The organism is Streptomyces sp. JL2001 (assembly GCF_050917515.1).
GTDB lineage: Bacteria > Actinomycetota > Actinomycetes > Streptomycetales > Streptomycetaceae > Streptomyces.
The window spans coordinates 7,304,059-7,329,097 of sequence record NZ_CP169421.1; the positions used below are offsets into that span (position 1 = coordinate 7,304,059).

Consider the following 25,039-nt stretch of genomic DNA (forward strand, 5'->3'; position numbering starts at 1 on the left):
GCCCGGGCTACGTCAGGGGCCGGGCGTCAGCACGGTCTTGATCATGCCGTCCTGCTTCGCCTGGAACGTCTTGTACGCCTGCGGCGCGTCCTCCAGCGGCAGGACGTGGGTGGCGAAGTCGTCCACCCCGAGCGGATCGTCGTCGCCGAGCAGCGGCAGGATGTCGTCGACCCAGCGCCGCACGTTGGCCTGGCCCATGCGCAGCTGGATCTGCTTGTCGAACAGGGTGAGCATGGGGACGGGGTCCACGGAGCCGCCGTAGACGCCGACCAGGCTGATCGTGCCGCCGCGGCGGACCGCGTCGACGGCCGTGTGGAAGGCGGCCATGCTGTCCACGCCGGCCCGGGTCATCAGCTTCTTGCCGAGGGTGTCGGGCAGCATCCCGGTGAGCCGCTGGGCGGCCTTGGTGAGCGGGGCTCCGTGCGCCTCCATCCCGACGGCCTCGATGACGGCGTCCGTGCCGCGTCCGTCCGTCAGGTCCCGGATCCGGTCGCCGACGTCCTTGCCGATCTCGGCGAGATCGAGGGTGAGGACGCCCCGGTCCTGCGCGCGGAACAGCCGCTCGGGCACGAGATCCACCCCGATCACCTTGCCCGCGCCCCGGTGCAGCGCGACACGCGCCGCCATGTCGCCGATGGGTCCGAGTCCGAGCACGGTGACGGTGCCCCCGGGCGGGACGTCCGCGTAGGCGACGGCCTGCCAGGCGGTGGGGAGCACGTCCGAGAGGTACAGGTACCGCTGGTCGGGCGCGTCGTCGGGCACCTTGACGGGCAGGGTGTCGCCGAAGGGGACCCGCAGGAACTCGGCCTGGCCGCCGGGGACCTGGCCGTAGAGTTTCGTGTAGCCGAACAGGGACGCGCCCATCCCGTACTCCTTCACCTGCGTCGTCTCGCACTGCGAGTGCAGCCCCTGGGCGCACATCCAGCAGGTGCCGCAGGAGATGTTGAACGGAACGACGACCCGGTCCCCGGGCGCGAGCGTCCGGACCTCGGGACCGACCTCCTCCACGATCCCCATGGGCTCGTGCCCGAGGATGTCCCCGGGGTCGAGGAAGGGGCCGAACAACTCGTACAGATGCAGATCGGAACCGCAGATCCCGGTGGAGGTGACACGGACGATCACGTCCGTCGGATCGACGATCCCCGGGTCGGGCACGGTGTCCACACGGACATCGCGCTGCCCGTGCCAGGTCAACGCCCTCATGGTCACGCTCCTCACTCGCGGGTGCCGTGGACACGCCGCGACTGCCCCACCGGGCCCGGGCGTATGCGCTCCCCGCCGCGCGGGTGCCCGGCCCGGACGCGCGGCCCCGGGGCCCGGGCCCCGGCAGCGCGCCGCCCGCCCGCCGGTCCGGCCACGACGTCCACGAGGTTTACGGGTGAGGGGCCCGGTCAGTCGCAGGGCATGGTTCGCATCGGATACACGATGATGACCGAGCAGGCCGGACCGCGAGCGCTGGTGGATCACGTGGTGGGCGCCGAGGCCGCCGGGTTCGACTTCTCCGTCATCTCCGACCACTTCTTCCCCTGGCTGGCCGAACAGGGCCACTCCCCGTACGCGTGGAGCGTGCTCGGCGCGGCCGCCCAGGCCACCGAGCGCATCCCGCTCATGTCGTACGTGACCTGCCCCACCTACCGCTACCACCCGGCCGTCGTCGCCCAGAAGGCGGCGACCGTGCAGCTGCTCTCGGAGGGCCGGTTCCGTCTGGGACTGGGCTCCGGCGAGAACCTCAACGAACACGTCACCGGCCAGGGATGGCCCAGCCCGCGCGAGCGTCTCGAACGGCTCGAGGAAGCGGTCGTCGTCATCCGCCGGCTGCTCGCGGGGGAGACCGTCGACCACGACGGGCCTCACTTCCGCGTCGACAACGCCACTCTGTGGGACGTGCCGGAGCAGGCCCCGGACATCGGCATCGCGGTCTCGGGCCCGCGCTCGTGCGCCCTGGCCGGCCGGCACGCCGACCTCCTCGTCGCCACCGAGGCCGAGCGCAGCCTGCTGGAGGACTTCGACCGCAACGGCGGAGCGGGGAAACCCCGCGTGGGCCAGGTGCCGGTCTGCTACGACCCCGACCGGGACGCGGCGGTCGCCCGCGCCCACGAGCAGTTCCGCTGGTCGCTCGGCGGCTGGCGCGTCAACGCCGAACTCCGCGGCCCGGCCGGTTTCGCACAGGCCACCGAGACCGTCGGCCCCGAGGACGTCGCCAAGGCGATCCCCTGCGGGTCGGACGTCGAGGAGTTCGCCGAGGCCGTCCGCCCCTACGCCGACCTCGGGTTCACGGAGATGGCCCTGGTCCAGATCGGCGGCGGGCACCAGGAGCCGTTCCTCGACTGGGCCCGGACGGAGCTGCTGCCCGCCCTGCGCGACCTCTAGGGGTGTCCGGGCGATCTTCTCGGGCCCGGACAGGACCTAGGGGTGTCCGTCTCCTGCCGACCGGCGGCGGACGCGCCCCGCCCCGCCCCTCCGTCCCGGTGAACCCCGCGACCGGACAGCCTCTGCGATCGGACAGCGCCATGAACACCCGCCACGTCGCCGGACAGCGACGCTCCGCCACTCCCGACCCGCAACGCATGCTGGGCATCTACCTCAACGACCACCTCGCCGGCTCCAGCGGCGGCGTCGCCCTGATCCGGCGCGCCGCCCGGAACCAGCGCCACACGCCGGCCGGTCCGCCCCTCGCCCGTCTCGCCGAACAGATCGCGCAGGACCGGGACAGCCTGCGCTCCCTCATGACCGCGCTCGACGTCCCCGTGAAGCGGCGGCGGATCGCCCTGGGGCGCCTCGCCGAGACCGCGGGCCGGGCCAAGCCGAACGGCCGCCTGCTGTCCCGCTCACCCCTCAGCGACGTCCTGGAACTCGAGGCCATGCGCATCGGTGTGGAGGGCAAGACCTCGCTCTGGGAGTCGCTCAGGACCGACGCCGAGACGGACCGGCGGCTGCCGGTGAACGAACTCGACCGGCTGCTCGCGCGGGCCCACCGCCAGGCCGACGTCCTGAAGGACCTGACCGCCGACGCGGCACGACGCTGCTTCGACGCCGAACCCGGGACCCCGGAGGAGCGAGGGCATTCCGTCGGCGGAGCGGCCGAGGGTGAGGCCGGAGAGATCGAAGGAGAAGCCGACGGGGAGGCGCCCCGCGGACTCTCGACGGGAAAGGGGTGGACGTCATGAGGGTCGTCGTCACCGGAGCCACCGGCAACGCGGGCACGAGCGTGGTCCGGGAACTCGCGAGCGACCGGATGGTCGGCGAGGTGGTCGGCATCGCGCGCCGCACCCCCGAACTCCACGTCGGCGGCGTCCGCTGGGTGGCGGCGGACATCGACCCCGGCGGCGCCGACCTCGACGCGCTGTTCGCCGGGGCGGACGCCGTCGTCCACCTCGCCTGGAAGTTCCAGCCCACGCACGACCCCGTCGAGACCTGGCGCACCAACGTGCTCGGCGGCATCAGGGTCTTCGAGGCCTGCGCCCGCGCGGGTGTCCGCGCCCTGGTGCACGCCTCGTCCGTCGGCGCCTACTCGCCAGGTCCCACCGACGGCCGCCCCGTGGACGAGTCGTGGCCCACCCACGGCTGGCCCGGCGCCGCCTACACCCGGGAGAAGGCCTACCTGGAGCGCTACCTCGACGGATTCCAGCTCGCCCATCCCGAGCTGCGCGTCGTCCGGATGAGGCCGGCGTTCCTGTTCAAGGAGGAAGCGGCGAGCGAGCAGCGCCGGATCTTCGCCGGCCCCCTCCTGCCCTGGCGCATCATCCGTCCCGGGCTGCTGCCCGCGCTGCCGGCCGTCGCGGGTCTGCGCTTCCAGGCCCTCCACACCGACGACGCGGCCCGGGCCTACCACGCGGCCGTGGTGCGCCCGGTCCGTGGCCCGTTCAACCTGGTGGCCGAACCGGTGCTGGACACCGCCGCGGTCGCCCGCCTGCTGGACACCCGCACCGTCCCGCTGCCCGCCGCGGCCGCCCGGGCCGCGCTCGCCGCCGCCTGGCGCATGCACCTCGTGCCCGCCGCGCCCGGCCTCCTCGACGCCGTGCTGCGGCTGCCCCTCCTCGACGCCGGCCGGGCCCGCGACGAACTGGACTGGACACCGGCCCTCAGCGCCGAGGAGGCGGTGGGGGAGTTCCTCGCCGGCCTCGGCCGGGGAGCGGGGCTCGCCACCGTTCCGCTGGCCGCGGCCGGAGCGGCGGGGTCCGGCCTGAGCGGGCGGGAGTAGGCCATGACCGTCCGTGCCGCCCTCTTCGACGTCGACGGAACCCTGACCGACACCAACGCCCTGCACGTGACCTGCTGGTGGGAGGCGTTTCGGCAGGCCGGGCACCGGATCCCCACCCACGCCGTGCACCAGGCGCTGGGCCTGCCGGGCCCGGACCTGCTGACGCACCTCCTCGGTCCCGGCCACGACCGTGAGCAGGGCGAGCGCATCAGCACCGCCCACGACGTCCTCTACGCCACCTACTTCGACCGCCTCGGCCCGCTGCCGGGCGCCCCGGACCTGCTGCGCACGCTCGCCTCGGACGGTTGGCGCGTCGTCCTGGTCACCTCGGCCTCGGGCGCCGAACTGGAGGCGCTGCGCCGTGCGATCGACGCGGACGACGCGGTCCACGCGACGACCAGCGCCGACGATGTCGACCGGGGCAAGCCCCATCCTGAGCCGGTCCACCAGGCCCTCGACCTGGCCGGCGCGAGCGCCGACCGCGCCGTGTTCATCGGCGACAGCGTGTGGGACATGAAGGCCGCCGGACGGGCCGGTGTGCGGTCCGCGGCGCTGCTGTGCGGCGGCATCGCCCGGGCAGAGCTGGAGGCCGCGGGGGCGGGCGAGGTGCACCAGGACCCGGCGGACCTCCTGCGGACCCTGCCGTCCGGCCCGTTCAGCCTGATCGCGGCGGACGGGGACGCCTGACCGGGCGGGAGCGACGCGGACGGGGACGCCTGATCGGGGCGGGAGCGACGCGACGGCCCGGGCCTCTTCGGCCCGGGCCGTTCGACGGTCGCGCCCCGGTCAGCGACCCTCGTCCTCCCGCGCGTTCCCGCCTCCCCGGTGCGGCCGGGTCTGTTCCTCCCGGCCGATGCCGGGGCTCTGCCGCTTGGCCGCGTGTCCGTCGGCGCCCTGCGGATCGGTGTCGCCCGGGCGGTCCGCCACGGCTTCCTCGGCCTCTCGCCGGGACTCCCGGTCGCCGCTCTCGCCCTCCGCCTGCGACGGCGTCGTCCGGGCGGCGTGGCCTCGTTCCTCGTGCTCGTTCACGGTCGTACTCCCTTCGGTCGTGGCCCGGCTCGTCCGTCACTCGGCGCGCGGGCGTCCGGGATCCCGCGCCGCCCCGTGCCGGTCACCCGTGCACGACGGCGCGCACGTGCTCCACGCTGCCGCAGCCGGACGCCAGCTGCTTCTCGCGTTCCGCCAGGAAGGCGGCGCCCAGCTCCGCCCGGCGTTCGTCGGGGACGTTCTCCCGGGCGCCGTTGAGGATGGTCCGCTCCTCCTCGTCGACGTGGTGCGACACCGCCTCGACCAGGTCCTCCAGCCGCTCGTCCCATGTCTCGGAGCCGACGTCGTCCACCTCCAGCAGTGCCAGCAGCGCCTTGTTGCCGTCGGCGTGCTCCTCCGTACCGTGTTCGACCTCCTCGTCGTCGACGCCCTTGAACCGTTTGAGCGCTCCGTAGACCTCGGCCTCCTCCGCCTCGCCATGGGCGATGAGCAGGGCCGAGAACTCCTCGAGGGCCTTGGCGCGGTCGGCTTCCACGCTCCGCATCCGGCGGAAGAGCTCCTCCATGGCGCGGTGGTCCTCCAGGATCACCGCGACGACGTCCTGGTCCTTCCTGACATCCGGCATGATGCGTGCCTCCTCGTCCGAGGGTTCCGTCATGGGGCGCCTGCTCGCGATCCCGGGGCCGAAAACCCGGTCGGGCCGCCTTCCCGGGCACGAGCCGTACCCGCGTCCGGCGGATCGAGGGCGTTCCGGTGGCCGAAAGGGCGGAGGTCCCCGGCCTTCCGTACGGGCCCAGGGATGGTTTTGCGGACACGGGGTACAGGCAGGTCCCGACCCGCCACGGGGCGACGGTCGTCCGTGGGAGGAGGAGCGGATGCACCTCAGGCACGAGGAGTACGACGACACCCCGGCCTCGCCCGGCCATGCGCAGGGGGCGACGGACGGCGGCGACGCGTCGGCGTCACGGCCCGACGCGCTGCCCCCGGACCACACGCAGGCCATCCTGGAGGTCACGAAGGAGATCGGCGGCGTCCTGAAGAACTCGGGCTGTGCCTTCGCCCTCGTGGGCAGCGTGGCCGCCTACGCGCACGGCATCCCGGTCCGGCTCCAGCACGACGCCGACTTCGCCGTGCGCAGGGAGGACGCCGAGACCGTCACGGGGCTGCTGCGCCGGCACGGCGTCGAGATCGTGGAGCCGCCCGAGGACTGGCTGGTGAAGGCGCGCAGCCGAGGGGAGCAGATCGACCTGATCTTCTCCCTGGCCGGGCGGCCCGTCACCGACGAACTCCTCGAAAGAGCCTGGACGTTGCCGGTGGACTCCGTCCACATGCCGGTCGTCGACCCGACCGACCTCATGGTCGGACGGCTCGCGGCGCTCTCCGAGCACCACTGTGACTTCGGGGCCCTGCTGCCGGTCGCCCGCGGACTGCGCGAACGGATCGCGTGGCAGCGCGTGCGGGCGGAGACGGGCGAGCAGCCCATGGCGGCGGCCTTCCTCTACCTCCTCGAACTGCTGGACGTGATTCCGCCCGCCGGAACGCAGGGAGAACGGACCGACGATGACTGAGCACGCGCACACCGGCGCACACGAGGACGACTACCGCATCGCCCGGCTGTGCGAGCGGCTCGCCGGGGACCCGATGGCCGAACAGGGCGTACGGGTCGAACAGCGCGGCGACGCGGTGCTGTTGAGCGGCACCGTGGCGACCGCCGCCCGCCGCGACGAGATCCTGCGCCTGGCCCACGCCGAGCTGGCGGGCCTCACGGTGCGCGCCGACCTCGCCGTCTCGTGCGCGGACGCGCCGGACCGGATGGAGGAACTGTCGTGACCGCGCCGGTGATTCCGGACGTACCGAGTCCGGGGGCGTCCGCCGGTGTCCCGACACCCGTGAGCAGGGAGGGGATCACCCCTCTCCCCGCGGAAGCCGCCGCGGAGGTGGACTCGATCCCCACCACGGACGGGGGATTCGTCCGGGTGGCCGCCGTCGGCGACATCCATCTCGGCACGGACTGCTCCGGGCTGCTGCGCCCCGCCTTCTCCGTCCTGCCCGCATGCGCCGACCTGCTCCTGCTCGCCGGAGACCTGACCCGGCACGGAACCGTGGAGGAGGCGGAGGTGGTCGCGCGCGAGGTCGCCGGCATCGGCGTCCCGGTGGTCGCGGTCCTCGGCAACCACGACTACCACGCGGGCGAGGAGAAGGCCGTCGCCGCCGCGCTGTCGGCCGCCGGCGTGACCGTCCTGGAGGGTGAGGCGGCGACGTTCCCCGTCGCCGGGCACGCGGTCGGCGTCGCGGGGACGAAGGGCTTCTGCGGCGGATTCGTCGGCCGCTGCGCGGGGGAGTTCGGGGAGCCCGAGATGAAGGCGTTCGTACGGACGGCACGGCGGTCCGCCGACGGGCTGAACACGGCGCTGGGGGAGTTGGCCGACGCCGACTGCGCGGTCCGCATCGCGCTCACCCACTTCGCGCCCGTACCGGACACACTGGCGGGCGAGCCCCTGGAGATCTACCCCTTCCTCGGCAGCTATCTGCTGGCCGAGGCGATCGACTCGTCGGGCGCCGACCTCGCCGTCCACGGTCACGCCCACCACGGCACCGAACACGGCATGACGGTGGGCGGCGTACGGGTGCGCAACGTCGCCCAGCCCGTGATCGACCGCGCCTTCGCCCTCTACCAGCTGCCCCTCGGCGAGAACGGCCGCCGAGGGTGAGAACCGGCGGCGCCGGGCCGCCCCACCGTCAGGCGCGGTCCTCCTGCGCCCGTCGTGTCTGGTCGGCGAGGACGGTCGTCGCCCGTTCGAGGAGTTCGACGAGCGCGGAGTGTTCCGCCGGACTGAACGCGTCGGTCAGGGCGCGCTCCAGGACGATCACCTCCTCGTAGGCCCGGTTCAACAGGGCCTCCCCCTGCTCGGTGAGCGAGGCGATGAGCACCTTGGCGTGCACGGGGGAGGCGTTGCGGACGACGAGCTCCTTGTTCTGCAGTCCCGTCAGCACCGGGGCCATGGTCTGCTGCGTGACCCCGCAGGCCCGCGCCAGCTGCGCTCCGGACATGCCGCCTTCCCTGGAGAGCGTGAGCAGCACGGTGTACTGCGTCATCGTCAGGCCGTAGCCCCGCAGGACCGCTTCGTGATGCGCCGTCAGCACCTGTTCCGCGCGTCGGATGCGGGTGCACAGGTACTCCTCCGCCGGAATCCCGGCCGTCTCCCCGCCCATTGTCTCAGCCTCCTGTGTTGACTCAGGTACCTGAGTCTGCCTACCGTGGTCAGTATCAGGATACTGAGTCAGCACAGGAGGCCGTACTCATGAAGGCTGTCGTTCTCGACACCGACAACAGGTTCACCCTCACCTCGCTCGACGAGCCCGTCCCGGCTGCCGGCGAAGTGGCCGTACGCGTCGAGTACGCCGGGATCCAGTGGGGTGACGTGCTCGTCCGCGGCGGGTACTTCCCCGTGCCGCGTCCCTTCGTCCCCGGCTTCGAGGCCGCGGGCCGCGTCGTCGCGGTCGGCGAGGGTGTCGACCCCGCGCGCGTCGGCCAACTGGTCACGGCGCTCACCTCGTCCGGTGCGTACGCCGAGACCGTCGTCGCGCCCGCGGTCCTCGCCCTGCCCGTCGGCGACCTCGACACGCGCACGGCCGCGGCGTTCGGATGGGCCGGCCCGACCGCCTGGGACCTGATCCACACCGTCACCCGCGTCCGGCCCGGCGAGACCGTCCTCGTCCACGCCGCGCTCGGAGGCGTCGGCAGTCTGGCGGCGCAGTTCGCCTCCGCCGCCGGAGCCGGCCGGATCGTGGGCGTGGTCGGCGATCCCGATCAGGCGGACTACGCGGCGAAGCTCGGGTACGACCGGCTGGTCTCCCGGCACGGCTTCCCCGAGACCCTCGGCGACGAGCGCTTCGACGTGATCCTCGACCCCGTCGGCGGCCCGGTCCGCGCCGCCGGCCTGGACCGTCTCGCCCCGCACGGCCGACTGGTGGCCTACGGCGCCATGGGCGGCGCCGCGTCCGTCCCGATCGACGCCGACGACCTGCTCGCGCAGGGCCGCTCCGTCCTCACCTACAACAGCCACCTGCTCAGCAGGACCGCGCCGGAACGCCTGGCCGCCAGTGCGGTCGAGGCCCTGCGCCTCCTGAGCGACGGCCGGGCCCGGATCGACGTCGCCGCCGTGTACGAGCCCGCCGACCTCGACGCCGCCGTCCAGCGTCTCGCCGCCGGCGGGACGCGCGGCAAGCACCTCGTCCGCTTCGGCGGCTGAGCGCTCGCCCCCCGTGGCCGCTCGGCGCCGTCCGGGAGGGGGCGAGGGCGGCGGTCATGGGTCTCCGGGCCGCTCCGCGCCTTCCGGCGTCAGGCTCCGTCCGCGGCGGCGACCAGCGCGGCCACGTCCAGCTTCCCCATGCCGAGCATGGCCTTCATCGCCCGCTGGGCGCGTGCCTCGTCCGGGTCCGTCAGCAGCTCCTCCAGGACGGCCGGTACGACCTGCCAGCTGAGGCCGTACCTGTCCTTCACCCAGCCGCACGGGCCTTCCTGTCCGCCGTCGGACAGCTTGCTCCAGTAGTGGTCGACCTCGGTCTGGTCGGCACAGTCGATGAGGAAGGAGACGGCCTCGTCGAACGTGAAGTCCGGACCGCCGTTGATCGCCGTGAACGGCTGGCCGTCCAGGACGAAGTCGACCGTCAGCACGGTCCCGGCCTCGCGGGGCCCCGCCTCGCCGTAGTAGGAGACCTTCCTGATCTCCGAGCGGGGGAAGACCGAGCAGTAGAACTCCGCGGCCTCCTTGCCCTGCGTGTCGAACCAGAGGTTGGGGGTGATCCGGGGCATGGCGCCCTCCCGATTCCTGATCTCGTCGCGAAAGGTTCCGGTTCTCACTGGTACCGACCGTCGGACGGCTCGGAAATCATCGCTCCGCCGCGTTCCGATTCCGTGGAACCACTCCGCGAGCCGCGCCCGGTGCCGGAGGGGTGGTGGGCGAGCGGGCCGGGCGCGGGCGGCGGGAGGGCGAGCGGACGGGGCGGGGGGCGCCGGCGCGGGCCTCCAGGAGCCGCCCCCGGGATCAGGCGTGCGGTGCCCGCGGCTCGATGCGGTAGTCGAAGGCGAGCGTTCCCGGGTCGAGGGTGGTCGCACCGCCGTCGACGGTGAGCAAGGCGCCGTTGACGAAGGAGGAGGCCGGCGACAGTAGCCAGGCGACGGCCTCGGCGACCTCACGCGGCTCACCGGGGCGCCCGGCGGGCAGGACGCGGGTGACCTCCCCGTACGCCAGGTCGACGCCGCCCTCGCCCAGGCCCGCCTCCTCGGCGAACCGGTTCATCCGGCGGTCCGCCATGTCGGTCCGCACCCAGCTCGGGCAGACCGTGTTCGCGCGCAGGCCGGCGGCCCCGTAGTCGACCGTGAGCGAGCGGCAGAGCTGGAGCAGCGCGGCCTTGGACGTGGCGTAGGCGGCGCTGCCCGCACCGTTGCGCAGAGCGGAGACCGAGGCCACGGCCACGACCGAGCCGTGGGCGTCCAGCAGATGGGGGAGGGCGGCGCGCACGAGATGGAAGGGGCCGGTGAGGTTGGTCCGCATCACGGCGTCCCAGTCCTCGACCGTCACGTCGCCGACACTCCCGCCGCGCCCGATGCCGGCGTTGAGGACGAGGCCGTCCAGCCGCCCGTACGCGGCGACGGTCGCCTCGACGAGCGCGCGGACCGCGTCGGGGTCGCCGATGTCGGACGGCACGGCGAGCGCGCCCGTCTCCTCCGCGACGAGGTGGAGCGGTTCGGGGCGCCGACCGGAGATCGCCACGTGGTGGCCGGCTTCACGCAGCAGCCGGGCGGTCGCGGCACCGATGCCCGTTCCGCCGCCGGTCACGAGGTACACGCGCTGGTCCGCCATCGTCGTCGAGCCTCCGTCGTGGGACTTCCGCCGCCGGGCGGCGGCAGCGACCTCATGATCACATGGGGGACCGGGCGACCCGCCGCGATCGCCGCGGAGGCGCGTACCTCAGGTGCCGGCGAGCGGCAGGCGTGCGCACCGGCGGCAGGCCCGTGCCGAGGCCGCGATGCGCGCGTGGAAGGCAAGGGCGGCCAGGCAAGCGGCCGCCGTCAGCGGCCAGTTCGCGACCGCCGCCGACGCCACGGTGAACGCCAGTGCGCCCAGCGCGAGGGCGACCGCCGAGGTGGTGCCGGTCCAGGCGACCACGAGGGGCAGCCGCTCCGGGTGCGGCAGGCGGCGGGAGAGCGGGCCGGTGGCGGCCAGCGCCGCGGCCACCAGCAGGGCGGCGAGCACCGCCGTTCCGCCGAGCGGGACGACCGCCCACCGCACCGCGCCCGGCATGCCCCGGTCCGCCGTCCGGACGGGCACGGCGGACGGCGCGCGCCGGGAGGCCGCGGGTACGGATGCGGGTACGGGTGGCGCGGAGGCTCGGCGCTCCGCCGCGGCGCGGCTCGCCATGACAACGGGGATCTTCAACCTGCTCTGGGCGGCCGTCGTGGTCCTGATGATCGTGCGCCCCGGCTCCACGACGGGGGTGTGACGACCGTGCGGATTCTGCGGATCGCGGCCGCGGTCGAGGCCGTCTCCCTCGCGCTGCTGCTGCTCGACCTCGTCACGGAGCACGCCGAGGTGGTCACGTCCCTCGGCGGTCCGGTCCACGGAACCGCCTATCTGACCGTCATCCTCGTGGTCCGGCTCAAACCCCCGGCTTCGGCCGGGGCGCGGTGGCGCGCCCTGGTCCCCGGTGTCGGCGGGCTGCTCGTGCTGCGGCGGCCGAGCGGGGGCGTGGTCGCCGGCGAGGGGTGACGGAGCGTCGGGTTCCCGACGATGGAACGGTGGCGTCCGGATGGCGGGCGACACGCGTCGACAAGAAAGTTGCTACCGACCGGTAGTGAGGATGTCGCCTGCCGGTCATCATGTAGCGCGAGCATGACAACTCTTCGGCCCGGTCTCCACGACCGGGCCGTTGACAGGTTCCACACCCCAGGAGACCCCCCATGCATGCACGCGCCACGACATCACGCACCGCCGCGGCACTCGCCGCGACCTTCGTCCTCGTCGCGGTCCCGGTCACGTCGGCCACCGCCGCGGAGGCGAGCCTGTCCCGCACCGCCGTCCCGGCTTCGGTCGGCGCGACCGCGCTCGCGCCCCAGAGCGTCGACTACGCCACCTGGCAGCGGGACGTCGCCGCCGTCGTCGCCGAGGCCCGCCCCTGGATCGAGGCGCGCTCCGCGAACGCCGGCACGCAGAAGCAGGCGATCGTGCTCGACATCGACAACACCTCCCTTGAGACGCACTTCCACCCGTTCTGGCAGCTGCCCACCCCCGCCGTCGCGGCCGTCCGCGACCTGGCCCGGTACGCCGACTCCCGGGGTGTCGCCGTCTACTTCGTCACCGCCCGCCCGGGCATCATCTACTCCCTCACGGACTGGAACCTGAAGAAGGCCGGCTACCCCGTCGACGGCCTGTACGTCCGCGACCTGCCCGACCTGTTCGCCGAGGTGAGCGCGTACAAGACGGAGAAGCGGGCCGAGATCGAGGCCAAGGGCTACACGATCATCGCCAACATCGGCAACAACACCACCGACATCGTCGGCGGCCACGCCGAACGCGCCTTCAAGCTCCCGGACTAGGGCGGCCAGCTGGACTGACCGCGTCCGCCGAGCGGCGGGAACCCGACGGGCGGCCCGGGCCGCGGCAGGGCATCGCGGTCCGTCGCGGAGACCCGTCGCGTGTCGAAGCCGCACGGGCCGGCGATGGCCGGTCGCGGCACGCTGACGGCGAGGTCGGTCGCCCGGACTCCGGTCGACCGACGTCGCCGACGCTCCCGGTCCACCGTCCGCGATCAAATGCGGTGGCGACGGGGAGGCCGCCCGTGCGAAGGTTCAGGCATCGAAGGGGTGTAGCTCAGAGGCCAGAGCGCCGGTCTCCAAAACCGGATGCCGCAGGTTCGACTCCTGTCACCCCTGCCACACAGTGCGGTCCGTCGGCCGTGCGACATCGGCGCGGACGGCCGTCCTCGTACGAGGCGGGGAAGGCCTTCCCGCAGCCGCAGCCGCAGCGGCCCGCCCGGCCGCGAGCAGCCGCCTCACGCGGCGTCAGCCGGCCGCGACCGGATAGGACATCTGGTACGCGAGCCGTTCGCCGGCCCCGTCACCGATGCGGGTCAGCGTCTCGTCGAGCGCCATGAACTCCTCCCACCTCGCCCGGCCGCCGGCCCGTGAGAGGGCGTCCACGACGAGGTCCTCGAGCTCGGGGACCCGCTTGTTCTTCCAGATCTTGTCGGCCAGGCTCACCAGCAGGTCCTCGAAGTCCACGCCGGGGGCGGCCCAGGAGCCGTGAGTGGCGGCGAAGCGCGCCAGTTCGGCGCTCACCCCGTGGGCGAGCAGGAGGTCCCGGCCGGCCTCCTCGTGCGCGGAACCGGGGCCGGACAGTTCTCCGGTATGGCGGGTCTTGCCGATGTCGTGCGTGGCGGCCCCGAAGAGCACGGCCTCACGGTCGAAGGGCAGCGAAGGCCGATCCCGCTCCAGCCGGTCGACGAGCTGGACCGCGACGTCGTGCACCGCGCGCAGGTGCGCCACGAGGCGCGGGGGAGCGTCGAGCGCCGCCAGCAACTCCGCGGCCCTGCGCGGCAGCGGGCGGAGCGAGGGCCGGCCGGTGTCGGCCAGGGCTATCGACATCACGGGAGCGATGGTCATCGCGCAAGCGTAAGAGCTTCCTGACGGGCGGTCGGGCCGGGGAGCATCCGGATCCTGGCCGGCGGCCGGGACTCGGTGGCCCGGGGAATCCGCCGCTGCCCCCGTTCGGCGCAATGCCGTACTCGTGCGGCCTCGGCCCGGAGACTCGGAGCAGTCGATCCCCGGAGGAGCCAACATGAGCGTGGACCCGGACCGGAGGATTCGGTCCCTGACTCCGTTCATGGCCATCCTGACGTTGACGACCGGCGTGGTCGAGGCGGTCTCGGTGCTGCAGCTGGGGCCGGTGTTCACGGCCACGCAGACCGGCAGCCTGCTGTTCCTCGCGTTCGGCCTGGCGGGTCAGGGAGGGCTCTCGGTCGTCGCGCCCGTCGTCTCCATCGGGGCCTTCGCCGTGGGAGCGGTGATCGGTGCGCGCATGGACGTGCGGCTCGACGCCCACCGGCACCGGTGGTTCATCATCGCGCTCGTGACGGAGGGGCTGCTCATCGCCCTCGCCGCTCTCGCCGGGTGGGGCGTCGTCCCCTCGGAAGGCGCGCCGTCGGCCCGCCACTCGGTCGTCATCGCCCTTCTCGCGCTCCCGATGGGCATCCGCAACGTCACCGCGCTGCGCATCAACATCCCCGACATGCCGACGACCGTGGTCACGCGCGGGATGACGGCGCTGCTCAGCGGCTCGGCCCTGGGTCACGACCCCGCGCTGGGCTACGGGTCCGGCGCCGTACGGCGGCGGTCGGCCTCGGTCCTCGCGATGTTCGTGGGCGGTCTGATCGGCGCGTACCTCGTGCGGCTCGGCTGGTCCGTCACCGCCGTGCTGCTGCCGGTCGCCGCGGTCGTGCTCGTTCTCGCGGCCGTGCACAGCCTGACGCCGCCCCCGGGCATGAAGCCGCCCCCGGAGGCGAGGTGAGCCGACGGGGGATCGGCTCGTCTCGCGCCCGGGGGCGGTGGTGCCACCTGCGACGCGGGGTACGGGTCCCAGGCCCTGCGAGTGGTGGCGGGTGGCGGGTGATCAGTAGTAGTGCTTGCGCCCGCCGACGGAGTGGCCCACGGCTCCCAGAATCCACAGAACGGCGCCGACGACGGCGAGGATGACGCCGATGGTCCACAGGAAGCCGATTCCCGTGGCGAAGCCGATGACGAGCAGTATGAGCCCCAAGATGATCATGGTGTCCTCCGTTTGCTCCGAATCCCACTGACAAGGGCGAGGGCAGTGACGGCCCCGAGGGCGCCGCCGCCCGTGGAGGGGGAATCCACAGGCGACGGCTGTGCGGACTGCCTAGCAGGCGGGTGCCCCGTTCGAACGCATGCATGCATGCACGGGAGTCCCGTTCGGCACGATGCCGCGCGGCGTTCTCGTCCGTGGCCGGTGCGAGGCGGGGAATTCCTCGTCGATTTCGCACCCCCGTGCATCCGGACGGGTCCTGACGGCGGTAAGACCGGCAGAGTCCCCACCTCCTGACGTCGGCGGAGGTGGGGGCTCGTCCCGGCCTCGCCGTGTGTACCCGGGTGCCCCGGGGCAGGGGCCGGGCAGGACGCCGGCCGACCGGCTCGGCGGCCCTCCGTGAATCCGGGAGGCGACAGCCCATGGACCGGCGGGAGACGGTGCGCGGACTGCTGGCGGAGCACGGCCGGACGCACGCTCGGGAAGCGGGTGTCCGGCTGCGGAACACCCCTGCCCCGCTGTACCAGGTGCTGGTGCTTACCGTCCTCTTCTCCGTCCGGATCCGCTCCGACATCGCGGTCGCGGCCGCGCGCGAACTCTTCGCGGCCGGCATGCGCACGCCCCGGGCCATGGCCGACGCACGCTGGCAGCAGCGAGTCGACGCCCTCGGCCGGGCACACTACCGGCGCTACGACGAGAGCACGGCGGACGCCCTGGGGCACGGCGCCGAGTTCCTCCTCGACACCTACCGCGGGGACCTGAGGCGGCTGCGCGACCGGGCCGGCCGGGAGCCCGGCCGGATCAGGGAACTGCTCCGGGAGGTCCCCCGGATCGGGCCGGTCGGTGCCGACATCTTCTGCCGGGAGCTGCAGGGCCTGTGGCCCGAACTCCGGCCGGCCTTCGACCGCCGGGCCCTGGAGGCGGCCCGCGTCCTCGGGCTCCCGGAGACACCGGAGGGCCTGGCAGCACTCGTCCCCGCCGAGGACCTGCCCCGGCTGGCCGCCGCCCTGGTCCGGACCCGCCTGACACACTGATGGCGAGCCGTGCCGCTCGCCCCGCGTGCCGGGCTGCCCCACGGCCGCCCGCCGTCTCACGCCGTGGCGCCGCCCGAAGGCGTACCGCCCGCGTCTGCCGGTTCGGCGGACTTCGCCGACAGGGGCGTGGCGATGTCCTCCAGCGACCGGCCCTCCGCCGCCACGGCGAAGAACAGCGCGACGAGCCCCGCGAGGACCATGAGCGCCGCACCGATGCAGAAGGCGAGGACGGCGTCGCCGACCACTCCGCTCTCGGTGAGTTCGGCGAAGATCAACGGGCCGGAGATACCGCCGGCCGCCGTGCCGATGGCGTAGAAGAAGGCGATCGCCATCGCCCGGGTCTCCATCGGGAAGATCTCGCTGACGGTGAGGTAGGCCGAGCTGGCTCCGGCGGAGGCGAAGAAGAGGACGACACACCAGCAGGCGGTCATCGTGGTCGCGTCCAGGCTGCCGCGGTCGAAGAGCCAGGCCGTGCCGAAGAGCAGCAGCCCCGAGAGGATGTAGGTGCCCGCGATCATGGTGCGGCGGCCGACCGTGTCGAAGAGGCGGCCGAGCAGCAGCGGGCCGAGGAAGTTGCCGAAGGCGATGACGGCGAAGTAGTACCCCGTGTTGCCGGTGGGGACGTCGAAGAACTTCTCCAGGATGGAGCCGAAGCCGAAGGTGATGGCGTTGTACAGGAACGCCTGCCCGATGAAGAGGGAGAAGCCGAGCACCGCCCGTTTGGGATACGAGCGGAACAGCGTCCGGGCGATCTCGATGAACCCGATGGACTTGCGCTGCTCGATGGTGATCGAGTTCTCCGGCTCCGGCAGGGCGATGCCCTTCTCCTCCTCCACCTGGTGTTCCACGGAGGTGACCAGTTCCTCCGCTCCCTCCGAGCGGCCGTGGATGAACATCCATCGCGGACTCTCCGGAACGTGCCGCCGTACGAGCAGGATCACGAGCCCGAGCACGACGCCGAGCCCGAAAGCGAGCCGCCAGCCGACGTTGATCGCGAAGATGTCGGTGTCGAGGGCGACGACGGAGAGCAGGGCGCCGCCCATGGCGCCCAGCCAGTAACTGCCGTTGATGATCAGATCGACGCGGCCGCGGTACTTGCTGGGAATGAGCTCGTCGATGGCCGAGTTGATGGCGGCGTACTCACCGCCGATGCCGAAGCCGGTCAGGAAGCGGAAGAGGAAGAACCACCACACGGAGAAGGAGAGCGCGGTCAGCGCCGTTCCCGCCAGGTAGACCGCGAGGGTGATGAGGAAGAGCTTCTTCCGGCCGTAGCGGTCGGTGAGCCAGCCGAAGAACAGGGCGCCCGAGCAGGCGCCGGCCACGTAGAGCGCCGCGGCCGTACCCGTGACCTGCGCGTCGGTGATGGGCAGCCCGCTGCCGTCCTCGGAGAGCCGGCCGGCCATGTTGCCGACGATGGTCACCTCGAGGCCGTCGAGGATCCACACGGTCCCCAGGCCGATCACGATCATCCAGTGCCAGCGCGACCACGGCAGCCGGTCCAGCCGCGCCGGCACCTTGGTGGTGACGGTCCCGATCGCGACGCCGTCTCTGGCGCTCATGACACGACTCCTGTCCTCGTGGTCGTCGAGGGGCGACCGTGCCAGGCTGTCGTACGTCACTCCGCTCCGCACGTTCTGCCACGGTGGTCGGCACCGCGCTCCACGGCACGGCTGACGGAACGGCAGGCCCTCCGGAGACCCGCCTCACGCCCCGGGCTCCGGTACCCCGTAGCCGTCGGCGCATGCCCGTCCGCCGGGCCCCTCGGGGTCGCGGGCCGAGAGACGCGCCCGTCTCACCGAACGGACGACGGACCCCGATCCCGTGGGGCCCGTCTCATCCCTCTCGGGAGGGTGCCGACCGGGCCCGCCCGACCAGGTCCGACGCGTCGTCCCGGGTGCCGGGTCAGCCGGCACCCGGGACGCGGGCCGAGGGCCGTCCGACGGCCCGGCCGGACGGCCCTCGGGGAGCGTCAGTCGGACGCCGCCAGGACCTCGCGCAGGGCCTCCGCGAACTCCGCCGGAGCGCCCTGCTGGCCGAACTCGCCGCCCAGGAAACCGCCGTGGTGGCTCGGGAAGACCGCCAGGGGGGTGCCGAGCGAGGACGCGACCTCGGCCGCGGCACGTGCGGCGAACTCGCCCTCGGACTCCTTGCCGGCCGCGATCACGATCCGCGTCGAGGCGTCCCGCAGTGCGGCGAAGTCGGGCCGGAAGGCGGTGCAGCCGAGCATGTTCTGCCCGAGCAGCGGGTCGTCACGCGACCCGTCGTCCTCGGTCGGCAGACCGAAGTCGGCGGGGGACGGCGCGGGCTCCTCGCGCCACGCGTCGGAGAAGGGGCCCTTGCGGCTGACCGTCGCGATGAACTTCGCCATCGCCGGCCCCGTACCCTCGCGCAGGTACGTCGCGTGGATGTCCGCGCAGATCGCCAGCGCCGCCTCCCGGTCGGGAAGGACCTGAGCCGTCGGCGGCTCGTGGGCGACCAGGGTCCGGACGAGCCCGGGGTGACGCGCCACCAGCGCCAGCGCGTTGACGGCGCCCCCGCTGCTGGCGAACAGGTCCACCGGTCCCGCGCCCAGCGCCTCGATCACCAGACGCAGGTCCTCCGCGTGCTCCTCGGGCGTGGTCTCCGCCGCGCCGTCGGTGCGCACGCTGCGTCCCGCGGCTCTCGGGTCGTAGGTGACCACGGTCCGGTCGGGGAAGTACGAGGCCAGCGTGCGGAACCCGGTGGCGTCCATCGGCGATCCGATCAGGAGCAGCACGGGCTCGCCGGCGCCGTCACCTGCGCCGCCGGTCCGGGCGTCCCGGACGTCGTAGTGCACGGTGGCGCCGTCCGCCTCCACCGTGTGGGTCCGGGTCTCGGGCTCGGTCATGTCTGTTTCCTCCATCGTTCGACTACACCAGGACAGACCGTCGAGGCGGCCGGAACTCATCGCTCGCGCACCCGGGAGTTCCGGCGGATCGGCGACCTGCCCGCCCGTGCGTCCCGCGCACCCGCACCGGCCCGCCCGCGGCCCGAGTCTGCCGGTGCGGCTCAGCCCTCGGACGGTACGCAGAGCACCGGGACGCTCGACATGTGCAGGAGCTTGTGCGGGGTGGAGCCCAGGAGCGCGCCGCGCATCGGGCTCTCGCCCCAGCTGCCGACCACGATGACCCGCGCCGCGTGCCGGTTCGCCGCTTCGATCAGGGCCTGTGCCGGCTTCGCGTCGATGACCTCGACGACGCTCGCCACCCCCGCCCGGTCGGCCTCCGTGACCGCGTGCTCCAGGCCGGTGCGGCCCGCCTGGCGGATCGCCTCGTAGTGGGACCGGTACTCCTCACCCGTGGGACCGGGGACGGCGGCGCCGTAGACCAGGACGAGGCGCTCGTCGAACGCGGCGGCCACCTCGATCGCGATGCGCAGCGCGCGGGCGGCGCCCGGAGACTCGTCGTAACCCAGCACGACCGACATCTCAGGCCTCCTTGCCGTGAACCAGCTCGGGGTCGACGACGCCCGGACGCTCCGCCCAGAACGCGGGTGCCCGCAGACGCCACACGCACATGATGACGATGCCGACGACGGTGATGCCGATCCCGATGACGAGCGGCGGTCCGAGCCCGAACCACGACGTGCCGCTGTACGAGTTCGCCGGATCGGACATGTCGGCGACCGACTTCACCAGCAGCCAGGCCAGCAGCCCGGAGCCGATCAGCGGGCCGAGGCCGATCAGCAGGAAGTTGTGCACGCTCTCGAGGAGATGGCGGCGGTAGTAGACCGCGCAGGCGATGCCCGTGAGCGCGTAGTAGAAGGCGATCAGCAGCGAGAGCGCGGTGAGCGAGTCGAAGAGGGCGTTGCTGCTGATCTGGTTGACCACGAGATACCAGGCGATGGCGATGCCGGCGACCCACCAGGTGCTCACGTCGGGGGTGCGGAACCGGGGGCTGATGTGGCCGTAGGAGGCGGGCAGCGCCCGGCGGCGGGCCATGGAGAGCGCGGTGCGCGAGGCCGGGATGATGGTGGTCTGGGTGGAGGCGATGGCGGAGGTGGAGACCGCCAGCAGCAGGACCCAGTCCCAGCCGCCGAGTACGTCCGTGGCGAGCTGGGCGAAGACGAACTCCTCCTCGTCGGCGTTCTCGGCCAGGAACGTCGGTCCGGCGTAGGCCACGACCGCGAACCCCACGGACACGTACGTCACCAGCAGGATGACCGTCGACCAGAGCCCCGCCTTGCCCGGTGCGGTCGCGGAGTCCTCCACCTCTTCGGTGAGGTTGACCGCCGATTCCCAGCCCCAGTAGATGAAGACGCCCAGCAGCAGCCCGCCGGAGAGCGCCGCGCCGCCGGCGCCGAACGGGTTGAGCCAGCTCAACGCGGGTTCGACGGAGTCGTACTTGCTCGTGCCGGCGTAGACGCTGTAGAGCGCCACACCGACGAAGACCAGCAGGAAGACGACCTGCGCCAGGATGAGGACGTTCTGCACCTTGGCGGACAGCTCGGTGCCGATGACGCACACGGCCGTCATCACGATGATGAGCAGTACGGTCAGCAACTGGCGTACGAAGGCGTTGTCGACCCAGCCGTCGAGGCCGACGGCCAGCAGGGCGAAGCTCACGGCCACGTCGGCGAGGGAGCCGACGACCAGGACACCGGTCATCGCGATGGCCCATCCGCCCAGCCACCCGATCCAGGGGCCCATCGCGCGGGTGACCCAGGAGAACGTGGTGCCGCAGTCCTGGTCCACCTTGTTCAGGTAGTAGAAGGCCGAGGCGATCAGCAGCATCGGTACGAAGGACGCGAACATCACGCCGGGCGCGTAGATCCCGACGAGAGCCACGATGGGGCCGATGACCGCCGCGAGGGAGTACGCGGGTGAGGTGGAGTTGAGCCCGATGACCAGGGCGTCGACGAAGCCGATCGCGTTCGCCTTCAGACCCTCGGCCCGGTTCCCGGGTGCGGCATCCTCTGCGGCCATGACTGCCTCACTCCGCTGTCGCCCGGCATATCCGGCAGAACTGGGACATGTACGCACTCATGCTAGGGAGGTGACGTTCTCCGTGCATGCCAGGGAGCGCCGATCGGTGCCGAAGGCGCCGACCCGCGCGCACCCTTCGTGGGCGGAGGCCGCGGGATCGTCCGTGACGTCCGGTGTCCGGGCCGGGATGGAGGCCGTGGGGCCGTTCGTGGCCTCCGGGACCCGGTCATGGAGGCGCGAGCCGCCGTGGGACGGAGACCCTCAGCCGCCCCGGGGCCGGTCCGCCTCCGGCTCCGCGGCACGCACCAGGAAGAGTTCGTCGGGGAAGCACCAGGCCCAGTCCTCGTCGCGGGCGAGGGAGACCACCACGGGATGCTCGGTCGCGGCGTGGTGCGCGTACGCGTGACCGCCGCGGGAGCTGTCGCAGCAGCCTACGTGGCCGCAGGATGCGCACCAGCGCAGCCGTACCCAGTCCCAGCCGCGCTCGACGCACTCTCGGCAGGCCTGCGGCTCCTCGCCGGTCGGCAGGGTCACGGCCCGGGCGTGGTCGCAGGTCCGCCCCGCGGGCCGCCCGCCGTCGGGCGCGACCCTCCAGACCAGCGGAACCCCTTCGGAGCCCGCCCCGTCGGGGGCGGATCGGGCGGCATGCGGCATGGACCCTCTCTCGGTCGTCCTCGCCTACGGTTCGTCCGCGGCGCCGCATCCGGATGCAGCGCGTCCGCCGGGACGCGCCGTACTCCGGCGGGTCACACCCGTCCGGGGTACAGGGCGTTGCGGCGGCGGAGCAGGGCGCGGGCGTACAACAGGTGCGCGACCGCCTCGCCGGCGATCAGCAGGACCACCAGCCACGGGGCCAGGTGATCCGCCCCGAGCCCCACGAGCACGGGGATCGCGATGCCGGGTACCGCCCACACGGTCACCCGCCGCAGCGGGCGCCGGAAGCGGAGGGCGATCGTCGCGTGGGCCGCGTGGTAGAGGGCCAGGCCGCCGGCCAGGGCCCAGACGGCGCCGCGCGGAAGGTGGGGGTGCCCGGCCTCCTCCACGGCCGTCGCCAGTCCGCCCGCCATGCACAGGACGGCCGCGGTGACGAAGAAGTGCAGGAAGCCGCCCACGTCCCGGGCGAGCACGTACAGCTCGCGGCCCTGCACGGAGCCGAAGACCAGTTCGGCGGAGGTGGCTGCGAAGTCGAAGTACGACCACCACAGCGCCGCGAGCAGGACGAAGCCCAGCAGGGCGACGACCGCGGCCTGCCCCGTCCAGTGGTGGTCGAACGAGGTCACCAGGGCGATGACCGACTCGCCCAGCACGATGATGACGAAGAGGCCGACCCGCTCCACCAGGTGGCCGGTGTCGATCTGTCCGGGGACGCCGTGGCCGCGGGCGGTCAGGAGCAGCACCATCTCGGCGACGATCAGCGCCGCCCACATCCAGTACCGCCACGGCGAGGGCACCGCCGCGGACACCGCCCACAGGACGCCGGAGCCCAGGCAGTAGCTGAGGGGGCGCCAGCGCGGGACGCGCAGGGGGTCGGGGAACCTCGTCGCGGGCCACCACAGCCCGAGCAGCACCAGACGGGTGCCGGCGTAGCCGAGGGCGTAGGCCGCGCCCCGGTCTCCGGCCGCCTCGGGAACGGCGGCCGCCATCACCGCCAGGCACAGCATCGCGAACAGCATGAGCAGCCGGCGTCGGGCCGTGTCCTCGACGAAGAGGTTCGCCGAGACCGTGAGGTTGACCCACATCCACCACGGCGGGAAGTACAACGCGAGGAAGAGGGCGAAGTCGCCGAGGTTCGGGTCCCCGTGGAGCTGATGGGAGAGCTGGGCGGCCAGGGCCACGAACACGAGGTCGAAGAAGAGCTCCAGCCACCCGGCGTGGCGCTCCTGGGGGGCCTCCGCCCCGGCGGAGGCCGCCGTACGGGGCTCCCGGGGTTCCTGGGGTCCGTCCACGTGGTCCGCCCGGTCCGCTCGAATCCCTCTCTGGGGTCTGACCTCCGTATGACACCACGGCGCGTCAGCCGGCGCCTGCGGCGGTACGCCGTCGGCCCACGCGCCGTGCGCGTCCCGGGTGGACGTCGTCGGCCGGCCCCCTCCCGGCCCGTGGAGGGGCTGGTGAAGGGGTGTCACGCCCGTCGCGACCTTGGCCGAATTCCCCCTTGCGGTCGATCGGTCGGCCCTCTTTCAAGATCTAGTAAGGATAGGCTAACCTTGCGTCGTGCTTGCTGGTGAAGAGACCTCCGCGGCCGGACGGCCCCGTGGTCATCAACTGTCGGCCACGGGTGTCACCGTGGCGTACGAAGGCGTCGACGTCGTCCACGATGCCGAGCTGACGCTGCGTCCCGGCGAGGTGACCGTCCTCGTCGGACCGAACGGCAGCGGAAAATCGACCCTCCTGCGGACGATCGCCCGGCTCCAGCAGCCCCGGACCGCCACCCTCCTCCTCGACGGGGACACCGACGGACTCGCCCTGGGCACCCGCGACTTCGCGCGCCGCGTCGCCCTGCTGACGCAGGGCCGTCCCACCCCCGGCGGACTGACGGTGCGTGACCTCGTCGAGTTCGGCCGCTACCCCTACCGGGGACGCTGGGGCAAGGCCGACCCCGACGGCCGGGCCGCGGTGGACCGCGCGCTGGCCATGACGGGCGTCACCGAACTCGCCGACCGCGGTGCCGAGCACCTCTCCGGAGGGCAGCTCCAGCGCGTCTGGCTGGCGGGCTGCCTCGCGCAGGAGACCGGCGTCCTGCTCCTCGACGAGCCCACCACCTACCTGGACCTGCGCTACCAGGTCGAACTCCTCGACCTGGTACGCGACCTGGCGGACGACCACGGCATCGCGGTGGGCGCCGTCCTGCACGACCTCGACCAGGCCGCGGCCGTCGCCGACCGGATCGCCCTGCTCCACGCGGGACGGATCGTCGCGCACGGCCTCCCCGAGGACGTCCTCACCGCCCCGCGGCTGACCGACACGTACGGCATCCGCATCGAAGTCGACACCGACCCCCTCACCGGCCGGCTGCGCACCCGCGCCATCGGCCGCCACCACACGCGAAACGAAAGGCTCAGCCCCACCCCATGAGACGCCTCCTCCTCACCGCTGCCGCCGCCACCGCCGCGGCGCTCACCCTGACCGCCTGCGGGACGACCGAGCCCGCCGCCGACGACGCGAAGAAGCCCACCGAGCGCATCACGCTCACCGACGCCTCCGGCACCAAGGTCGAGCTCGACGGTCCCGCGAAGAAGGTCGTCGGCACGGAGTGGAACGTCGTCGAGAGCCTCGTCTCGCTCGGCGTCGACCCCGTCGGCGTCGCCGACGTCAAGGGTTACAAGACCTGGGACACCGCCGTCCCGCTCAAGAACGACCCCAAGGACATCGGCACGCGCGGCGAGCCGAGCATGGACACCGTCGCCCAGCTCGCCCCGGACCTCATCGTCGCCACCAGCGACCTGCCGCCGGCCGCCGTCAAGCAGCTCCGCAAGATCGCCCCGGTCCTGGAGGTGCGCCCCGCCGACGCCGCCGACCCGATCGGGCAGATGACGAAGAACCTCGACCTCATCGCGCGGGCCACCGGCACGACGGAGAAGTCCGCGCAGCTCAAGCAGCAGTTCCAGGCGAAGCTGGACGAGGGCAGGAAGGCCCTGGCCGCCGCCGGCCTCGCCGGTGCGAACTACGCCTTCGCCGACGGCTACGTCGTCTCCAACCAGGTCTCGATCCGGCCCTACACCAGCGGTTCGCTGATCGGCGCGGTCAACGAGAAGCTCGGCCTGAAGAACGCCTGGACGGTCAAGGGCGACGAGAGCTACGGCCTGGCCGCCACCGACGTCGAGGGCCTCACCAAGCTCGGCGCCGACGTGCAGTTCGCCTACATCGGCAGCGACGGCGACAAGAACAGCACGCCGTTCGCCGGCGTCCTCGCCAAGGACAAGGTCTGGACGTCGCTGCCGTTCGTCAAGAAGGGCGACGTCCACCGCCTGCCCGACGGCATCTGGATGTTCGGCGGCCCCGAGTCGATGGGCAAGTACGTCGACTCCGCCGTCGCCGCGCTCACGAAGTAAGG

Annotated in this window: 30 protein-coding genes and 1 tRNA gene; 16 read left to right on the top strand and 15 right to left on the bottom strand. The window is 72.9% G+C overall.

The features are described from left to right. Window positions 1-12 precede the first annotated feature (12 nt). On the bottom strand, window positions 13-1,203 hold the full coding sequence (locus ACE1OA_RS32630) for a zinc-dependent alcohol dehydrogenase (protein ID WP_356601619.1): 1,191 nt from the start codon (window positions 1,201-1,203) through the stop codon (window positions 13-15). 201 nt (window positions 1,204-1,404) lie between these two features. Between ACE1OA_RS32630 and ACE1OA_RS32635 the strand changes: the two genes are divergently transcribed. The 4 genes from ACE1OA_RS32635 (at window position 1,405) to ACE1OA_RS32650 (ending at window position 4,888) form a co-directional block, all read left to right on the top strand. Next, window positions 1,405-2,370 carry a TIGR03557 family F420-dependent LLM class oxidoreductase gene (locus tag ACE1OA_RS32635; protein WP_356601618.1) on the top strand — a complete coding sequence of 322 codons (966 nt, stop codon included), beginning with the start codon at window positions 1,405-1,407 and terminating at the stop codon, window positions 2,368-2,370. Window positions 2,371-2,510: 140 nt separating this feature from the next. Next, a complete protein-coding gene (locus tag ACE1OA_RS32640) occupies window positions 2,511-3,167 on the top strand; it encodes a hypothetical protein (protein WP_432753833.1) in 657 nt (218 codons plus the stop codon). Beyond that, window positions 3,164-4,201 (top strand): NAD-dependent epimerase/dehydratase family protein, encoded by a 1,038-nt coding sequence (locus tag ACE1OA_RS32645; protein WP_432753834.1) that lies wholly within the window; start codon window positions 3,164-3,166, stop codon window positions 4,199-4,201. The genes ACE1OA_RS32640 and ACE1OA_RS32645 overlap by 4 nt, the downstream gene beginning before the upstream one ends. Before the next feature lie 3 nt (window positions 4,202-4,204). Beyond that, the gene (locus tag ACE1OA_RS32650) at window positions 4,205-4,888 is read left to right on the top strand and encodes an HAD family hydrolase (protein WP_356601615.1); all 684 of its coding nucleotides are present in this window, start codon (window positions 4,205-4,207) and stop codon (window positions 4,886-4,888) included. A 99-nt stretch (window positions 4,889-4,987) separates the two neighbouring features. On the opposite strand, the gene ACE1OA_RS32655 is transcribed toward ACE1OA_RS32650, so the two are convergent. Next, window positions 4,988-5,230: a hypothetical protein gene (locus tag ACE1OA_RS32655; RefSeq protein ID WP_356601614.1), complete on the bottom strand. Its 243-nt coding sequence runs from the start codon at window positions 5,228-5,230 to the stop codon at window positions 4,988-4,990. An 82-nt stretch (window positions 5,231-5,312) separates the two neighbouring features. Then, window positions 5,313-5,813 carry a hemerythrin domain-containing protein gene (locus ACE1OA_RS32660; protein ID WP_356601613.1) on the bottom strand — a complete coding sequence of 167 codons (501 nt, stop codon included), beginning with the start codon at window positions 5,811-5,813 and terminating at the stop codon, window positions 5,313-5,315. Between the two features lie 250 nt (window positions 5,814-6,063). Between ACE1OA_RS32660 and ACE1OA_RS32665 the strand changes: the two genes are divergently transcribed. The 3 genes from ACE1OA_RS32665 (at window position 6,064) to ACE1OA_RS32675 (ending at window position 7,899) form a co-directional block, all read left to right on the top strand. Next, the gene (locus ACE1OA_RS32665; RefSeq protein ID WP_356601612.1) at window positions 6,064-6,756 is read left to right on the top strand and encodes a nucleotidyltransferase family protein; all 693 of its coding nucleotides are present in this window, start codon (window positions 6,064-6,066) and stop codon (window positions 6,754-6,756) included. Further along, a complete protein-coding gene (locus ACE1OA_RS32670) occupies window positions 6,749-7,018 on the top strand; it encodes a hypothetical protein (RefSeq protein ID WP_356601611.1) in 270 nt (89 codons plus the stop codon). The genes ACE1OA_RS32665 and ACE1OA_RS32670 overlap by 8 nt, the downstream gene beginning before the upstream one ends. Before the next feature lie 116 nt (window positions 7,019-7,134). Then, window positions 7,135-7,899, top strand: coding sequence for a metallophosphoesterase family protein (locus ACE1OA_RS32675; protein WP_384871722.1), 765 nt, complete (start codon window positions 7,135-7,137; stop codon window positions 7,897-7,899). 28 nt (window positions 7,900-7,927) lie between these two features. On the opposite strand, the gene ACE1OA_RS32680 is transcribed toward ACE1OA_RS32675, so the two are convergent. Next, window positions 7,928-8,401 (bottom strand): MarR family winged helix-turn-helix transcriptional regulator, encoded by a 474-nt coding sequence (locus tag ACE1OA_RS32680; protein WP_356601609.1) that lies wholly within the window; start codon window positions 8,399-8,401, stop codon window positions 7,928-7,930. An 89-nt stretch (window positions 8,402-8,490) separates the two neighbouring features. Here ACE1OA_RS32680 and ACE1OA_RS32685 point away from each other — a divergent pair, with 89 nt between their 5' ends. Then, a complete protein-coding gene (locus tag ACE1OA_RS32685; RefSeq protein WP_384871590.1) occupies window positions 8,491-9,441 on the top strand; it encodes a quinone oxidoreductase family protein in 951 nt (316 codons plus the stop codon). Window positions 9,442-9,530: 89 nt separating this feature from the next. On the opposite strand, the gene ACE1OA_RS32690 is transcribed toward ACE1OA_RS32685, so the two are convergent. The 3 genes from ACE1OA_RS32690 to ACE1OA_RS32700 form a co-directional block, all read right to left on the bottom strand. Next, window positions 9,531-10,004: a VOC family protein gene (locus tag ACE1OA_RS32690; protein ID WP_384871587.1), complete on the bottom strand. Its 474-nt coding sequence runs from the start codon at window positions 10,002-10,004 to the stop codon at window positions 9,531-9,533. Between the two features lie 232 nt (window positions 10,005-10,236). Beyond that, window positions 10,237-11,055 (bottom strand): SDR family NAD(P)-dependent oxidoreductase, encoded by an 819-nt coding sequence (locus tag ACE1OA_RS32695; RefSeq protein WP_432753835.1) that lies wholly within the window; start codon window positions 11,053-11,055, stop codon window positions 10,237-10,239. A gap of 108 nt (window positions 11,056-11,163) precedes the next feature. Then, entirely contained in the window at window positions 11,164-11,496 is a 333-nt protein-coding gene (locus ACE1OA_RS32700) for a hypothetical protein (RefSeq protein ID WP_384871581.1), read from the bottom strand. On the opposite strand from ACE1OA_RS32700, the gene ACE1OA_RS32705 reads away from it, so the two are divergent. From ACE1OA_RS32705 to ACE1OA_RS32720, 4 genes are all read left to right on the top strand, one after another. Continuing rightward, on the top strand, window positions 11,495-11,695 hold the full coding sequence (locus tag ACE1OA_RS32705; protein WP_384871730.1) for a hypothetical protein: 201 nt from the start codon (window positions 11,495-11,497) through the stop codon (window positions 11,693-11,695). The two genes, ACE1OA_RS32700 and ACE1OA_RS32705, sit on opposite strands and share 2 nt — an antisense overlap. 5 nt (window positions 11,696-11,700) lie before the next feature. After that, a complete protein-coding gene (locus ACE1OA_RS32710; protein ID WP_432753836.1) occupies window positions 11,701-11,961 on the top strand; it encodes a DUF3817 domain-containing protein in 261 nt (86 codons plus the stop codon). A gap of 191 nt (window positions 11,962-12,152) precedes the next feature. Next, window positions 12,153-12,788, top strand: coding sequence for an HAD family acid phosphatase (locus tag ACE1OA_RS32715; protein WP_432753837.1), 636 nt, complete (start codon window positions 12,153-12,155; stop codon window positions 12,786-12,788). Window positions 12,789-13,051: 263 nt separating this feature from the next. Then, a tRNA-Trp gene (locus tag ACE1OA_RS32720) sits at window positions 13,052-13,127 on the top strand. Window positions 13,128-13,253: 126 nt separating this feature from the next. Here ACE1OA_RS32720 and ACE1OA_RS32725 read toward each other — a convergent pair. Further along, window positions 13,254-13,853 (bottom strand): HD domain-containing protein, encoded by a 600-nt coding sequence (locus tag ACE1OA_RS32725; RefSeq protein WP_356601602.1) that lies wholly within the window; start codon window positions 13,851-13,853, stop codon window positions 13,254-13,256. Window positions 13,854-14,073: 220 nt separating this feature from the next. On the opposite strand from ACE1OA_RS32725, the gene ACE1OA_RS32730 reads away from it, so the two are divergent. Further along, window positions 14,074-14,757 (top strand): YoaK family protein, encoded by a 684-nt coding sequence (locus tag ACE1OA_RS32730; RefSeq protein WP_432753838.1) that lies wholly within the window; start codon window positions 14,074-14,076, stop codon window positions 14,755-14,757. Window positions 14,758-14,859: 102 nt separating this feature from the next. Here ACE1OA_RS32730 and ACE1OA_RS32735 read toward each other — a convergent pair whose 3' ends face one another. After that, a complete protein-coding gene (locus ACE1OA_RS32735) occupies window positions 14,860-15,015 on the bottom strand; it encodes a DUF6131 family protein (protein ID WP_187282556.1) in 156 nt (51 codons plus the stop codon). A 419-nt stretch (window positions 15,016-15,434) separates the two neighbouring features. Here ACE1OA_RS32735 and ACE1OA_RS32740 point away from each other — a divergent pair, with 419 nt between their 5' ends. Then, on the top strand, window positions 15,435-16,046 hold the full coding sequence (locus ACE1OA_RS32740; RefSeq protein ID WP_384871571.1) for an endonuclease: 612 nt from the start codon (window positions 15,435-15,437) through the stop codon (window positions 16,044-16,046). Between the two features lie 56 nt (window positions 16,047-16,102). Here the strand turns inward: ACE1OA_RS32740 and ACE1OA_RS32745 are convergent, their stop codons facing one another. The 6 genes from ACE1OA_RS32745 to ACE1OA_RS32770 form a co-directional block, all read right to left on the bottom strand. After that, on the bottom strand, window positions 16,103-17,605 hold the full coding sequence (locus ACE1OA_RS32745; RefSeq protein WP_384871568.1) for an MFS transporter: 1,503 nt from the start codon (window positions 17,603-17,605) through the stop codon (window positions 16,103-16,105). Window positions 17,606-18,015: 410 nt separating this feature from the next. After that, window positions 18,016-18,912, bottom strand: coding sequence for an alpha/beta fold hydrolase (locus tag ACE1OA_RS32750; RefSeq protein WP_384875141.1), 897 nt, complete (start codon window positions 18,910-18,912; stop codon window positions 18,016-18,018). A 161-nt stretch (window positions 18,913-19,073) separates the two neighbouring features. Continuing rightward, on the bottom strand, window positions 19,074-19,490 hold the full coding sequence (locus ACE1OA_RS32755) for a universal stress protein (RefSeq protein WP_356601597.1): 417 nt from the start codon (window positions 19,488-19,490) through the stop codon (window positions 19,074-19,076). 1 nt (window position 19,491) lies between these two features. Further along, on the bottom strand, window positions 19,492-20,988 hold the full coding sequence (locus ACE1OA_RS32760) for an APC family permease (RefSeq protein WP_386542259.1): 1,497 nt from the start codon (window positions 20,986-20,988) through the stop codon (window positions 19,492-19,494). Window positions 20,989-21,249: 261 nt separating this feature from the next. Continuing rightward, entirely contained in the window at window positions 21,250-21,642 is a 393-nt protein-coding gene (locus ACE1OA_RS32765; RefSeq protein WP_432753839.1) for a UBP-type zinc finger domain-containing protein, read from the bottom strand. Between the two features lie 92 nt (window positions 21,643-21,734). After that, complete coding sequence (locus ACE1OA_RS32770; RefSeq protein ID WP_356601594.1) at window positions 21,735-22,934, bottom strand: low temperature requirement protein A; 1,200 nt, start codon at window positions 22,932-22,934, stop codon at window positions 21,735-21,737. Window positions 22,935-23,199: 265 nt separating this feature from the next. Between ACE1OA_RS32770 and ACE1OA_RS32775 the strand changes: the two genes are divergently transcribed. After that, window positions 23,200-24,060 (top strand): ABC transporter ATP-binding protein, encoded by an 861-nt coding sequence (locus tag ACE1OA_RS32775; protein WP_356601593.1) that lies wholly within the window; start codon window positions 23,200-23,202, stop codon window positions 24,058-24,060. Continuing rightward, window positions 24,057-25,037 carry an iron-siderophore ABC transporter substrate-binding protein gene (locus tag ACE1OA_RS32780; protein WP_356778450.1) on the top strand — a complete coding sequence of 327 codons (981 nt, stop codon included), beginning with the start codon at window positions 24,057-24,059 and terminating at the stop codon, window positions 25,035-25,037. Before ACE1OA_RS32775 ends, ACE1OA_RS32780 begins: the two co-directional genes overlap by 4 nt. The last annotated feature ends 2 nt before the right edge of the window (window positions 25,038-25,039 follow it).

Coding starts and splice junctions, on each gene's coding strand:
- ACE1OA_RS32630 (WP_356601619.1), bottom strand. CDS start 1,203: ATGAGGGCGTTGACCTGGCACGGGCAGCGCGATGTCCGTGTGGACACC.
- ACE1OA_RS32735 (WP_187282556.1), bottom strand. CDS start 15,015: ATGATCATCTTGGGGCTCATACTGCTCGTCATCGGCTTCGCCACGGGA.
- ACE1OA_RS32730 (WP_432753838.1), top strand. CDS start 14,074: ATGGCCATCCTGACGTTGACGACCGGCGTGGTCGAGGCGGTCTCGGTG.
- ACE1OA_RS32745 (WP_384871568.1), bottom strand. CDS start 17,605: ATGAGCGCCAGAGACGGCGTCGCGATCGGGACCGTCACCACCAAGGTG.
- ACE1OA_RS32755 (WP_356601597.1), bottom strand. CDS start 19,490: ATGTCGGTCGTGCTGGGTTACGACGAGTCTCCGGGCGCCGCCCGCGCG.
- ACE1OA_RS32665 (WP_356601612.1), top strand. CDS start 6,064: ATGCACCTCAGGCACGAGGAGTACGACGACACCCCGGCCTCGCCCGGC.
- ACE1OA_RS32740 (WP_384871571.1), top strand. CDS start 15,435: ATGGACCGGCGGGAGACGGTGCGCGGACTGCTGGCGGAGCACGGCCGG.
- ACE1OA_RS32760 (WP_386542259.1), bottom strand. CDS start 20,988: ATGGCCGCAGAGGATGCCGCACCCGGGAACCGGGCCGAGGGTCTGAAG.
- ACE1OA_RS32765 (WP_432753839.1), bottom strand. CDS start 21,642: ATGCCGCATGCCGCCCGATCCGCCCCCGACGGGGCGGGCTCCGAAGGG.
- ACE1OA_RS32660 (WP_356601613.1), bottom strand. CDS start 5,813: ATGCCGGATGTCAGGAAGGACCAGGACGTCGTCGCGGTGATCCTGGAG.
- ACE1OA_RS32690 (WP_384871587.1), bottom strand. CDS start 10,004: ATGCCCCGGATCACCCCCAACCTCTGGTTCGACACGCAGGGCAAGGAG.
- ACE1OA_RS32715 (WP_432753837.1), top strand. CDS start 12,153: ATGCATGCACGCGCCACGACATCACGCACCGCCGCGGCACTCGCCGCG.
- ACE1OA_RS32695 (WP_432753835.1), bottom strand. CDS start 11,055: ATGGCGGACCAGCGCGTGTACCTCGTGACCGGCGGCGGAACGGGCATC.
- ACE1OA_RS32685 (WP_384871590.1), top strand. CDS start 8,491: ATGAAGGCTGTCGTTCTCGACACCGACAACAGGTTCACCCTCACCTCG.
- ACE1OA_RS32650 (WP_356601615.1), top strand. CDS start 4,205: ATGACCGTCCGTGCCGCCCTCTTCGACGTCGACGGAACCCTGACCGAC.
- ACE1OA_RS32725 (WP_356601602.1), bottom strand. CDS start 13,853: ATGACCATCGCTCCCGTGATGTCGATAGCCCTGGCCGACACCGGCCGG.
- ACE1OA_RS32750 (WP_384875141.1), bottom strand. CDS start 18,912: ATGACCGAGCCCGAGACCCGGACCCACACGGTGGAGGCGGACGGCGCC.
- ACE1OA_RS32640 (WP_432753833.1), top strand. CDS start 2,511: ATGAACACCCGCCACGTCGCCGGACAGCGACGCTCCGCCACTCCCGAC.
- ACE1OA_RS32780 (WP_356778450.1), top strand. CDS start 24,057: ATGAGACGCCTCCTCCTCACCGCTGCCGCCGCCACCGCCGCGGCGCTC.
- ACE1OA_RS32645 (WP_432753834.1), top strand. CDS start 3,164: ATGAGGGTCGTCGTCACCGGAGCCACCGGCAACGCGGGCACGAGCGTG.
- ACE1OA_RS32670 (WP_356601611.1), top strand. CDS start 6,749: ATGACTGAGCACGCGCACACCGGCGCACACGAGGACGACTACCGCATC.
- ACE1OA_RS32635 (WP_356601618.1), top strand. CDS start 1,405: ATGGTTCGCATCGGATACACGATGATGACCGAGCAGGCCGGACCGCGA.
- ACE1OA_RS32680 (WP_356601609.1), bottom strand. CDS start 8,401: ATGGGCGGGGAGACGGCCGGGATTCCGGCGGAGGAGTACCTGTGCACC.
- ACE1OA_RS32705 (WP_384871730.1), top strand. CDS start 11,495: ATGCCCCGGTCCGCCGTCCGGACGGGCACGGCGGACGGCGCGCGCCGG.
- ACE1OA_RS32700 (WP_384871581.1), bottom strand. CDS start 11,496: ATGCCGGGCGCGGTGCGGTGGGCGGTCGTCCCGCTCGGCGGAACGGCG.